This window comes from Vibrio sp. S234-5, assembly GCF_000960595.1.
Classification (GTDB): Bacteria; Pseudomonadota; Gammaproteobacteria; order Enterobacterales; family Vibrionaceae; genus Vibrio.
Map to the genome: position 1 here is coordinate 1 of NZ_JZAM01000085.1, position 12,783 is coordinate 12,783.

At 45.2% G+C, this 12,783-nt stretch carries 5 protein-coding genes and 2 pseudogenes; 1 reads left to right on the plus strand and 6 read right to left on the minus strand.

All coding sequences use genetic code 11. The annotated features are described in order from the left end of the window. Nucleotides 1–162: 162 nt before the first annotated feature. Nucleotides 163–450, plus strand: a pseudogene (locus UF06_RS03480) (transposase); the annotation flags it as partial. Nucleotides 451–602: 152 nt separating this feature from the next. On the opposite strand, the pseudogene UF06_RS03485 reads toward UF06_RS03480, so the two are convergent. From UF06_RS03485 to UF06_RS03510, 6 genes and pseudogenes are all read right to left on the minus strand, one after another. Continuing rightward, a pseudogene (locus UF06_RS03485) lies at nucleotides 603–1,085 on the minus strand (transposase); the annotation flags it as partial. A gap of 120 nt (nucleotides 1,086–1,205) precedes the next feature. After that, on the minus strand, nucleotides 1,206–2,312 hold the full coding sequence (locus UF06_RS03490; protein WP_045569198.1) for a tyrosine-type recombinase/integrase: 1,107 nt from the start codon (nucleotides 2,310–2,312) through the stop codon (nucleotides 1,206–1,208). Between the two features lie 1,060 nt (nucleotides 2,313–3,372). Continuing rightward, nucleotides 3,373–6,372 (minus strand): chondroitinase family polysaccharide lyase, encoded by a 3,000-nt coding sequence (locus UF06_RS03495; RefSeq protein ID WP_045569199.1) that lies wholly within the window; start codon nucleotides 6,370–6,372, stop codon nucleotides 3,373–3,375. Nucleotides 6,373–6,414: 42 nt separating this feature from the next. Then, nucleotides 6,415–9,534, minus strand: coding sequence for a chondroitinase family polysaccharide lyase (locus UF06_RS03500; RefSeq protein WP_045569200.1), 3,120 nt, complete (start codon nucleotides 9,532–9,534; stop codon nucleotides 6,415–6,417). A gap of 26 nt (nucleotides 9,535–9,560) precedes the next feature. Then, nucleotides 9,561–10,799, minus strand: a complete 1,239-nt coding sequence (locus UF06_RS03505) for an autotransporter outer membrane beta-barrel domain-containing protein (protein WP_082069559.1) — start codon at nucleotides 10,797–10,799, stop codon at nucleotides 9,561–9,563. Between the two features lie 358 nt (nucleotides 10,800–11,157). Beyond that, on the minus strand, nucleotides 11,158–12,756 hold the full coding sequence (locus tag UF06_RS03510; protein WP_052702509.1) for a sulfatase-like hydrolase/transferase: 1,599 nt from the start codon (nucleotides 12,754–12,756) through the stop codon (nucleotides 11,158–11,160). Between the last annotated feature and the right edge of the window lie 27 nt (nucleotides 12,757–12,783).

Below are 12,783 nucleotides of genomic sequence, written 5' to 3' on the forward strand. Positions count from 1 at the left end.
CCTGGGCGAACGCATAGATGGCTTGGAAAGTAGAGCCGCTATACGCCCTTTTCTTCAAATTTCCGCTGTATTGACCGTTTAACTGGCGTTGTTGACTAAATGCCGGGAACCTTTTGCCTATTCATCGATCAGATCCCGTGAGTATCTTCAAGGGACGGGACCATGGGCAAATCGACACGCAAAATCACAAACTGGAAAGAGTACAATCAAGCCTTGGTGAATAGGGGAAGCCTCACCTTCTGGCTTGATGAGAAAGCTAAAGATGCTTGGCAATGCCAAGAACATCATGGAAGGAGGGGAAGAGGTTTTCAGTTCAGTGACACGGCTATAGAGACTGCGCTTATGCTCAAAGAAATTTTCGGCTTGTCACTACGAGCAACGGAGGGCTTCATCAATTCACTGTTTAGATTGATGGATGTGCAGCTGCGTTCACCGGATTACAGCTGTATTAACCTGAACTTTGGATAAGAAACTGAGCTAGCAGAGGAACTAATTGCTCGTTCCCTGATCTGATCATTCGACCAAAAGTGAACAGATACCTCCAAGGAACGAGCATGGACAAATTAATTGAAACCTTCTGTGATGTCGATGATTTCTGTCAGGCCCTGTAGTGGCGCTGAGTCTAGTGCCACTTTGAGCTGAACATGACTAAAACCTCCCACTTCACGAGCGACATTTACGGTATGTTCAAGTAAAACTACATCCATATCGTTCGCAATTAAACGATGACGAAAATCACATAAGGTACCTTGTGAAAATGGCGATTCCTCGCTGCCTAGACAGTCCAGTACCATTTGCCAACGTTGGTCAAACATCGCTTCTAATGTCGCTCCGGCATCCGATTTTTGCTCGTATGCTTGGAGAATCGTTGCCATAGCTAAAAGAGCGGCCGGAACAGCAGGCTTTCCTCTTGGGTGGTCAGCATACATCGACATAAGCTTATGATTAATCTCTTCATTAATGATGAGATGACGATTAGTTCGTAAGAACACAAACAGTTTTTCGGCCTGTTTTAACTTTTTGCAAATAAACTGCTCTTTTTTGGAAAGAGCAGTAGGTGGTTCCCAGTTTCTAGAATTAGACATAATCCATCAGTTTATAAGATAACAATACTGTGTATTTGATCATGCTTTGGGTCTGAAGTCACTGTGTGATTTTTAAACTGATCGGTGCTCTAGGAGCAGTTATGTAGTATGAGTGACAATTTAAGCCCTTTTCTTAATACGACTTTTCGCCATTGCGCTTTCACGCGCTAAGATACCTCGACCATAGCGCAAAACCATTGCCTCACTAGACCAACGGCCAGATTGCTGTATTTGTAACGTGCTGTAGCCCTTTCTAAGCAAGTCCTGTGTTGCACCGACTCGTGCGCTGTGTCCGGTGAATGGTTTAATACCATGACGTTTTAAGCCAAGATCATGCCATGCTGAATAGAATATTTTTTCGACCAGTTTAGTTGTAATGCCTTTATGGATTTGCTCACCCGTTGCCTCATCCACTTTAGGCTTAAAGCACGAGTTGTGCTTGGAAATGCCAACAAACAAGTAGCCATCTGCGCCAATGTCGAGCTTTGCCGCATCGGTATAATCCAAAATCAGGCTCACCACATCCTCGCTAAGTATGCAAGTATCCGGCTCCCCCGAATGGTTTGTTTTAGTGACAGGAATGGTCAGAATGGCGATTCCGTCTTCCAGATGAAGATCACAGAGGCGAATGTTTGCTAATTCAGCGGCCCTTAGCATGGATTCATAAGCAGCAGCAAGTAAGGCTAGGTTACGTTTAATCAATAATCTTTCGTTGCCACCCCAAAGCTCAATCAAGCTCATTAAGTGTCGTTCGGTAAAGGGAGACGCTTGCTTGATGACTTCACCAGAACGCACTTTTTTCCGAGATATTGCTTTGATCCTGTCCTCAACATGAATATCAATGCAAGGGTCAGGGCAACCAGTTACGCGGTGAAAGCGAGATATCGCCCAACGATATATTGCTAACGTGTTACGGTGTAACTCGTTAGCATGTTCAATAAAGAAGGTTTCTACCGTGGCAGGTGACGCGGGTAAGGAATCGCGGTGGTTCCTTACGCACCAGTCAACAAAGCATTTCCAAGCACTTTTGAGGCGACGCAACGTGTTTGGGGAATAGCGTTCTTTTCGCTTTTCAAATTCATGGAGAAGATGGTCAAAAACAGCTTGAAACTGTGGGCTCGTGGCGACATTAACGCCTTTTTTCTGTGCGGCCCGAATTGCCGCTTCTACGTGCTCTGGCCGTACATCGGAAAAGTCGCCAAGGAGAGACAGTTGGTTTTCGATCATACTTTATCAACCTTAATGTTCACTTGAAACATCCTGAGTATCGAACAAACTTTTTTTATTCCAGAACACCTCAATATAACCATACAGAAGTTTAAATTTTTGTCAATTTCTGAGAATTACAGTTCTCAGAAATTGATAGAGTAGGATCCTTCTGGATTTAAAATGTGACATTGTAACATTTTAAATCTGAATTTATTTTGGGGAATAGTTATAACAACTCAACCATATGTGCTCCGCGATCCTACGGAGAGTTTTAATGTTGGAAGTGCCAAGGAAGAAGTGAATCTATAGCAAGCTCTGTCTTGCCAGCTCTTGTTATGACACTCAATTATGTGGATTCATAACAAGATAAATAACATCTCTACGTCCCGATAGGTGATACCGCCAGTACAACTCATAGCAACGAAGAATGGAAAGCATGGTAGGCGTAGACAGGAGGGTGAGTCTTGGTGACCTCAACTGAGTTGATGGAGAAAATCTGCTCTACAACCAACTTAAATCAAGATCTTAGATGCGTGAAGAAGAAATAAAGGATGTGCAACTGTCGACACACTTGACATCGATGCGACCATTTCGAAACATCGACAAGCTTTAAACGGTTGCGTATGTGCTTCGCCAGATAACGAAGCGTAATCGAAGTCGAGAGTTACAGATGATAATAGCCGAGTTAATTCAATACCTAAGAGGTTAGCAACACTACTTTAGACTCGCCATACGGCAAAGCAGCAGCGTTTGGACGAATTCGGGCGACGCCTAAGATGCTACCGACTTAAATATCGTAATCGCAGATACAGCATAGCTACAGCAACAAGATACCAGAGCGTAATGCGTGTAAGCTAGGGATGTCAGAGTTGGTATTAACACCCCAAGTTAATCATGGTTCGAGGTATTGGGGCTGTATTGTACTAATTGCGAAATGGGTACGAGTCGCTGAAAGTGTATTCGTAGTCGCCGTATGCGACCTACGTTTATATTGTACTTATACGGTGATGTGAGAGGACGGAGGCCGGTGAGGTGAGGCCTCCTCCTACTCAATTCAAATTTAACACTGTGTCAGGTTTTACGCCTTTCTCAGAGTAACCTGAATTGGCAGACCATCTTTACACATAAAAAATACGGTCGTTTTGCTGCCTTTCACGTCTGCTTTCACGTTGCTGTGTTCACCCGTGAGTTCCCATGCACCGTGCAGTGTCACCATTACTGGAGCGTAATCACTGAGCGTATTTTTTTCCATGTTTAGGTCTGGGTTTGCCACACTTAGTTTCAGTTGGTCTTCACCTTCTGGTTGAGTCATCACTAAAGATGATGTACTCACGGCGCGAACGTATTTATCCGTGATACGTGCAAAACTAAATACAGAGTAACCCGTTGCACCCGTGGCTTTATCACGAACAATGTGAACGTTGCTGTTCTTTTGCACCACTTCGTACACATCGCCCGCTTTCACCGCTTCTGCAACCTGTGCCATTTTCGTAGGTGTGGCATCAAGAATGACGATGTATTCATATTCAGCGTTATCTGGTTTCACACCGTGGTTAATCCAAGCCGATTGGAAGTTACCGAAAGTTGGCTGTTTTTTCTGGTTATCGCGTGATTCTTGCGCCTGGCGACGCACCTGGATTTCGGCACCTTTGACGATGTAGTAACCGTTACCCATGCCATCGATCAACCAATCACCTTCTGTTAACGTCGCTTCGTATGGGAACTGAGTGATCTTCTCACCGTTGACATTCAAAGAGTCTGTTAATTGAGTGATACCGTGTTGGAACAGGGTCGTTTCTGTCGGATACTCGCTGTTATTGTTGCGGATATCGTTACCCGTCAGTACCAGACGGTTGTCGAAACTGAACACCGCTTTCTTCGCTGTGAAAGCCGGATCTATTACTGGCGCGTAAAGCATTGGGTTTTGTAGGATGAAACCAAACGTACCGTACTTCCCATCTAAGCTGGTTGCCCCGTTAAACTTAACGTCGTTTTTCAGCATCGTGGTGTGTGGGTTTGGTGCATCAAGCAGCTCCCACGGCAAATGGATCGTGGTACCACCCGGTGGACGGTTCCAGTCCCAGCCGTTTTCATCGTAACCGTAGTCAGATTCTTCACCAAATTTGTGAATTTGCACCGTACCGTGTGATTGGTATCGACCGTAACGGTTAGCAGGGCCACCGCCACCGTAGATCTCTGATGACCACACGTATTTGTTCCAACCTTTCATGGTCACCATCTTATCGGCAAAACGATGGATACCCATGGCTGCGTAGTTAAACGCCGTAAAGCCTTGTGGGTGAGATTCTGGTGTAACCTTAGTTTTAAAAATCTTCGCACCATCTTTGGCAGAAAGCTGCTCAATACGAAGATAAGCACTGGCTAGCTCTTTATCAACTTGATTCGACTCTACGCCCGCTAAAGCCAGGTAACGCATACCTATCGCCACTTTATCCACACTGGTTTTAAAGAATGGACGACGACCAATCACACCCAGACCTGGGTTATTGTTACTGTAAGTACGCGCCGCCAGCATCGCTTTCTTCAATACTTGACGCGCCTCGGTAGACAGCTCGAATGGTGTGCCGCGCAGTAAGTACGCAAGATGTCCACTCGCGGAGAGTGCAGCAAATGAGTAACCTGGGTAGTTACCTTGATGACGCCACGCTGTGCCATCTGGACGGAAACCATCTTCATAGCCCACAGGCACCTGCGTCACGTTAGCAGACATAAAGTTACTAAACTTATTCATCAACGCGATACGCTCATTCTGATCAGGCACAGTCAGCGTCATAGAAAGTTGAGCAAGCAAAAGTGTGTTCAAATAGTCCATATCTAAGGACTTATTGTTGACAAACATACCAAAGCCACGCTCATTAAATTCACGCGAGTACCACAACAAAGCGTCATGCACTGGTTTCATTAGATTTGTTTTCGTTAGGACGTCTTCCATCAATAGGATTGAGGCGTACCAATCACGCGATGCATAACCCCAGTGGTGAGTTGCGATTAAGCCAGAGCCTTTTTGAAAACCTTGATCCAACAGGTGCTTAGACATCAGAATGTACTTGTTAGCTAGATCTTGGCGAACAGTAGCATCGTTACTTGATAAATAAGCACGACCAATTTTACTCATCAGCTCAGAGAACGGGCGCAGGTGGTAGTAGCCATCAACCAAGGCTTTGTCGTAATCGTTCATGTGTTTTACTTGGTAAATCACATTTTGTTTTTTCGTGATGATGTGAGGACCATTAATCACACCATCAGCATGTTGAGTTAAACCTATATTCGCGAATTCTTCATCGATGTCACGCAGTACTTTGGCGCTCGCCTTACTGTCTTTAATGTAGTAATTGATCAGGTCATTTTTGATACGAGTAACGCCAGCAATTTCTTCTGCACTTGCTTGCGGTAGCTCTTTTGGCAGTTTGAAATCGATTTCTGGTACGTCAATCGCGGTCGTAACCGTGTAGTCTGACCATTGGTAGCGGGCATCATCAATACTGACCATGACGCGGTCAATGTAGAGTTGGCCAGCTTTGTCTGTTTTCGGTGTGATGCTCAGCCCATCCATTACCGAAGATGGCATGCCATTCATATCACGCTCCACAGCAAAGCCGATTGCTCGCCAACCTGTAAAGTTGAGTTTCGCGTTTGCTGTGCTTGAGCCAAGTTTGAATTCTAGCTCACCATCATTTGCTTCTTCGTTATAAACCCAAGTAGAAAGAACGGTATAACCCCAACGGCCCCACTCTTTGCGAATGGTTTTTATTGGGTAGAAATTAAAGCTTTGATCGATAACAAGCGGTGCGTTTGGTTCATATTTCCAGATCAGAGATTGTGAACCGTTCAAAAAACGATTTTTAGTGACATCAATAGAACCTTCACCATCGATCGACACATAATCAGGCACAGACGCTTCTTCGAATGAAAGCATCTTCGGCGTCATCATATTCACTTGTTGTTCAACGACTGGCGCAGCCTCTTTCTCTGTCGATTTAGCAGCATCAGCCCATACGTTAACTGACAATACGATTGAAATCGCGGCAGCTAACACGGTACGACTTGAAATACTCATGTCTATTCCTTCTAGAGGACGCGGGGGCAACCCCGCGACACATTATTTAATTTTATTCAGTGTGATTTGGATCGGATTGGCTTCTACTGTGGTGAAGTTAACCACGGTTGTGTCTTTAACACGCGTTAATGAAACCGTTGTTGGTAAGCTATCGGCTTGCCAATGACCGTTAAGCACCACGGAGTTCGCTACTGGTTGAGATGGACTATGACGCCACTCACGAGAGTAGATACTCACCTCTTTTTGCACGCCGTCTTCGGTGTATTGCGATGCTTCTTTACCTTGGTATAAGTTGAGGTCTGGGTTAACCATCGCAAGATTAATGGCTTGGCCTTTCTTCTCCACCATCAACATGGCTGGTTTGTCTACACTGGCAATCACACCCGATTTGAACTCTGATGGCGCAAAAACAGCGTAACCAGTGGTTCGGCTCACACGGTCAACGACCACGTGTGCTTGGCTATCTTTTTGCAGGACTCGGTAAGGAGCCGCCTTTTTATCATCCAAAGTGCTGGCAAATGTCAGTAACTCTTTTTGCTCTGGATTGACTAAAACGGCGTATTCGTATCCCGCCTTGTCAGGCGCTTTACCATGATCAATCACAGCCGTGGCAAACTCACCCTCGGTGGCAGAGCTGTTCTTTTGATGCAGTGATTGCTGCTTATGAGCCGCCACTTTAACAACGCTGTTACCCAGAATAAAATAAGCATTACCATCTGGGTCGATGATTTGTTGGTGACCATTTCTGGCCGCCTTCAGCGCTGTTTCTGAACCCTGATAAGCATTACCGTTAACCAGCATGGTATCGCGTGGAGAGCGAATCGCATGTTGGAATAAGGTGGTTTGTATTGGGTAGTCTTTCACCTTAGTTACAATGTCACTACCTAGCGCAACAATTCGGTTATCAAAGAAAAAGACCGACTTGTTAGCACGGAAAGAGGCATCATATTTAGGGTGGCCTTGCAGCACCATGGCATACAAGCCATTTTTTCCATTAGAAACTGCGCCAGCATAGGTTTGTTCAGAGAACAACATCTCTTCTAAACCAGAGAAACGGTCAACGTTGAGTAGATGCGCTTCAACCTGCGCCATCGGAAGCTGGACTGCTGTCGTGCCTGGCCAACGGTTCCAATCCCAGCCATCATGGCTGAATGCACGCGTCTTACCGTCTGCATCCATGATCTCTAATTGACCATAATTGATGTAACGCCCGTAGCGGTTTGCATTCGCATAGGATTCATGGCTGACTAAGTAACGGCTGAAACCGCGTACGGCAGCAACCCAGTCATCTCGGCGTTGAATGCCCATACTGGCATAGTTCATTGCCCAGTTACCCTGCGGGACAGAGCCCGCTTTAAAGCCCTTATCTAGCAAGAAACGACGGAATGAGTCATCTTTCATACCTTTGGTTAAACGCAGGTATGCCGATGCCATATCCGGGTCAATATCTTGTTTGCCATCCGGTGTGCCAGCCATTGCCATGTGCTGGAACGGCTCAACAGAGATGCCTTCTTTACCCGTTGGGTGGCGGCCTGTAATGGACATTAATGTTAGTCCATCATTACTCCATATTTCCGACATTGCGGTGGCTTTTTTCAGCGTTTCATGGGCGTGCGTATCGATCGCATATTTTGTGCGAGCTAACGCTTCAACCACAGGGGTTAACCCTGTCAATGCGCCTTTAGCGTAGGCTGGATAGTGTTGAGAGTGGTGGAAGATAGAACCATCTTGCTTAAAGCCACCACTGAGACCATGAGAAGTTGAGATAGACTTAGACAGCCAGAAACCAAACTGAGCCAACAACATGTCTCGTGTTTCCGCGTCTTCTTGCATCAAGATGCTGTACAGCATGCCACGCAACTGCGTGTTCATGACATCAACGTTAAAGCTGGTCATCTCTTCGACTGGTCGATAGATACGCCCTGTCCCCGAGAACCATACCATCATCTCAGTAACGTCTTTGCTTAAGCCGTGCGCTTGCAATAGATCACGTGCTAAGTAATGCGCCTGGAATAACGCACGCAATGTATAACCAAAGTGATGTGCAGTACCAACACCACTCTCGGCGGTATAGCCTTGTGCTAATGCGTAGCGCGTTAATTTAACGTACTTGTCAGTGAGATCAGCACGCGTGTTATCATCCAGTTTGCCTTGTAATGCTCGCGCAATATCGAGCATTAACTCACCATAACGGCGCAAATCGGCCGTATCAAACACCACCTCAAAACCATTTTCATCAAGCAAACCACGATTCACGCCTTTGTCGAGGAATAGTTTCAATCGGTTGGAGTTATCAAGCCCTTCACCAACTATCACACCATCGACTTCTTTCAGATTGTAAGCGGCGTATTTCTTTTCGATCTCAGCGAACTTTGCGTCGCTGTTACCTGGTGCTGTACCAAGTGCAAACGCATGCAATTTCTCATGAATGTCAGCAATCGAACGAGGCGCCTTAGCGGATGATGTCGCTTTTGCACTCTCATGCTGGCGAGCTTGATATTGGTTGATAAAACCATAATAACGGTGCAACGCTAACCAGTGTTGGTTTGGCGCGGTATCAGCAGCTAAATTCACAAACGGGACTTGTGCGTCACGTGTTGACCAACGAGGATCAACAGGAATGCTCACCATCACCTGATCCAGATAAATCGTTCCCTTATCTACCATATCTATGGTGTCAACCACCAACTGATCCATGGTTTCCGTTGCTTTGCCTGTCATGTCCTCGAACGGAATCATTAACTGACGCCAACCTTCGAAATCCATGTTTACATCAAAGTAGACTTGAGTTTTACCTGCCTCTTTGAATGAAAAACGCAATTGACCTTTGTTCGCTTTGGTATTGTAAATCCACGTAGTAAAAGCACTGGTCGACTGGTCTTTACCGTTAGCTTCAAAGTGCTTATAGCCAATTGGCTGGTTAAAAATGAGCTTGCCTTTGCGCTCAAATTCCCATTTAAGACCCGTATCGCCGTCTTTACGGAAGTCATTATTTAAGCTCAGCGTACCTTTTTCCGCCTGAATGGGCGCAGGCATGCCTTGCTCAAAGAAATACATATGTCCCGCAGGCTGCAAATAAGACGTTGTATCCACGTCTGCAGCCATGACCGCGCCACTTTGTAATGCAGAGAAGACAGCAAGTGGCAGGAGTTTAAGTGTCATTTTCATTTTCAATACAACCCACTCAATTAGAAAGAGTACGTGCCACGGCCGTAAAACATGGTCGTGTCTTGTGAATCACTCCAAGAGTACTGAGCACCGAGGTTAAATGAGAAGTTGCTTGCGGTTTCCCAGGTGAAATCGATGTTGGTTTCATAGAAAGTGTCATCAAGTTGTGCAATTGGCGCTGCAAATTCATAACCACCATTAGCCAGACGACCTTTGGAGAAGGTGATATGATCAAGCACTTCTTGTTTGGCTTTAAATTTCGCTTGTGCAGAGAAAATACCCAGGTTAGTGGAAATGCTGTTCGCGACTTCAACACCAACACCGAGATACAAGGCTTCATGCTCAAGTTTGTCAAAATCTTTCACTAAGAGAGAATTATCGGCTTGATTTTCTTTATAACCATCCACGCGAACCAATTGGTAATCGGCGTAAACAGATGGAAGAACAGTAAAAGAACCAACGTAAAGTGGGTAGTACAAATCCGCACTCACACCGTAGTTGTCACCACCAAACGTTGCATCTTCAGCGGTTGAACCAGAGTAAGAAGGAACACCATTCACATTGTGTTTGCTTAGGTAATCAGACCAACCAACAATGCCTTGTGCTGAAAGGTACATGTCGTCAAATTTGAACAGACCATGCAAGGCCGCATAGTAATTCTCGATATCCAGAGTGCGGTCAGTCAGACGGTTTTCCACGTCTGTTTTTTGTTGACTGAATGCTAATCCAACAATGGCATCACTTGAACGCATAAGATCGTAACCGAAGGCAATACCAGTGGATTCTGAGTCATAACCATCGTAGCGATTGCTACCATCATTAGTTACATACTGACTTGATTCAGACCCCAAGACCGATACCCACATAGAAGTGTTACCGTAATCCCCTAAAATAAAGTCTGTGCCACGTTTACGTAAGGTATTGGAAAAGAGAGATTGTGATGACATAACGCTGTATAAGGACGCCCCACTGCGATCTGGGCTGAGAGCACTCGCCAGCGCCGCCGCTTCTTCTTTAGTGGTTGCGGATTCTAACAGCTGATAAAGCCCTGAGTTCCATGCCTGGTTTGCATTAACATACTCATACAGTGCTTTTAAGTTGTACACATCATAAGCATCACCACCACCACTGGCAGCCAGTCCGGTTAGGTTGTCAATATTGACGTTTGCTGAAACACCTGTTGTAAAGACAAAACCCATCGATGTAGCGAGTGTCAATTTGACTAAATTGCTCAACTTAGTGTTTTTGTTCATCGACATTCTTATTCACCCCTTGATGATAAGGCCATAGTTTTAAAGTTGCGGGGTGTCGTAGCCTTTACCCTCAACTTACGAAGATATTCATTATATTTACAAAGTCTTTCGAAGTGAGTGATCTTGGTAAGAATTTTATATAAAAACTATTAAAAACCAAAAAAAGAAAACATTCGAAATATCATAAGTCACAAATGATCATGTGCCGTGAGGTCAAGAAGGGACAGAGGTCACATTCTGAGTTTTGCAGGATAACGCACTCAGACTCATACCCAGCGCAGCAAAACTAAAGAGAGGTTTATACCCATACGTAACCATAAAAAAGATGCCGAACTTGCGTCGGCATCTTGAAGTTAACTATAAATTAGCTTAAGAAGTCTGGAACATCATTTTGTTCCCACTCGCGTAAGTGTTTTTCTAAGAAATCACCTTGCTTAAAGTCTTCCATACCATAAGGTAAGCGATTCTTTGTTGGGATCCATACTTTGAGTTTTTCAATCACACCTTTGTATTCTGACTGATTTGCTAGGTTGGTATGCTCATTTGGATCGACGTTGTGATCATACAGCTCTTCAGAACCATCGCGATATTGAATGTAACGGTAGCGTTCATCACGCACGGCATGGTTTTTATATCCCCAAGTCGTCACCGCTGGCTTATTTCGTTTAAAGTCAGGGTTATTAATGAAAGGGGTCAGGCTTAACCCTTCGTTGGAAGGCACTTCTGGCAAACCGCATAGTGATGTAATGGTCGGGTAAACATCAAGTAAGCTTACCGCTTCTGTATATTCCACACCTTGTGTCTGTTTCGGCATTTTAATCACTAAGGGAACATGAGTAGACTCTTCCCATAACGTGTTTTTACGCCAGTTTCGGTGTTCACCAAAATTTTGCCCATGATCAGACCAAAGCATCACCACGGTATTGTCGTTATATTTACTCGACTCAAGCGCATCTAAGACTTTACCAATTTGCGCATCCACGAAGGCAATGCAAGCCAGGTTAGCGCGCACCAGCTCTCTCCAGAACGTCGGACTCACTTTTTCTACTGCTGCGTGGTCCCCTCCTTCAATTGCGCCCATCGTCATGGCTTTACCGTAAAGTGGGATATCTTTCATTTCGTCTTCGATAATGTCCGGCATCTGAATAGACTCAAGCGGGAACATTTCAAAATACTCTTCCGGCGCAGTGAAAGGTACATGTGGTCGAAAAAACCCCGCCGCTAAAAAGAAAGGCTGATCGTAATCTTTGTGCAGTTGCTCGGCAGCCCAATGTGCAAAATATTCGTCCGGCATCAAGCCGCCCATTGGGATATCCTTACGCTCAAGTTCGCCCCAGCAAAGGGATTTTCCTTTCGCATCCGGACCAAATGTCGTGACGATTTGACCGCCATCTTTCGGAAATGGGTAGTATTTGTGATCATTGACGCCGTAACGACCATAGCCAAAACCACGCTCGAGGTATTCCTCGTTTTTGATTTCGTATTTATCTTGCTCAACGTGCCACTGCTTTTCTGCACGATAGTCCGAGGTACCATGATGGAAAATTTTGCCACACGCCATGGTGTAGTAACCATTCTGCTTAAAATGCTGTGGTAAGGTGGGAATATTGCCCATCACTTCTTCAGCGATCGCTGGAAAGTTTTTCAGACCAAGTTCTCGGTTGGTGTACCAACCTGTTGTCGTTGGCGCCATACCAGACAAAATCGCGTTGCGTGACGGACCACAAACGGGGACCGCACAGTGGGCATTGACAAATTTATGGCTTTTTTGCATCAAACGATCGATGTTCGGTGTTTTTGCCTGTACATGACCACGTAACCCACCAATCCAATCGTTTAGGTCGTCAATGGCGATAAACAGTACATTCGGCTTTTGGGTTTGAGCATGAACTAACGGGCTCAAGCTTAAACTCGCCCCTAACGCTCCAATAGATTTAAGAAAATTACGGCGTGAAATTTTCACTTGAACTCCTTGGTTTAAATTCTACGT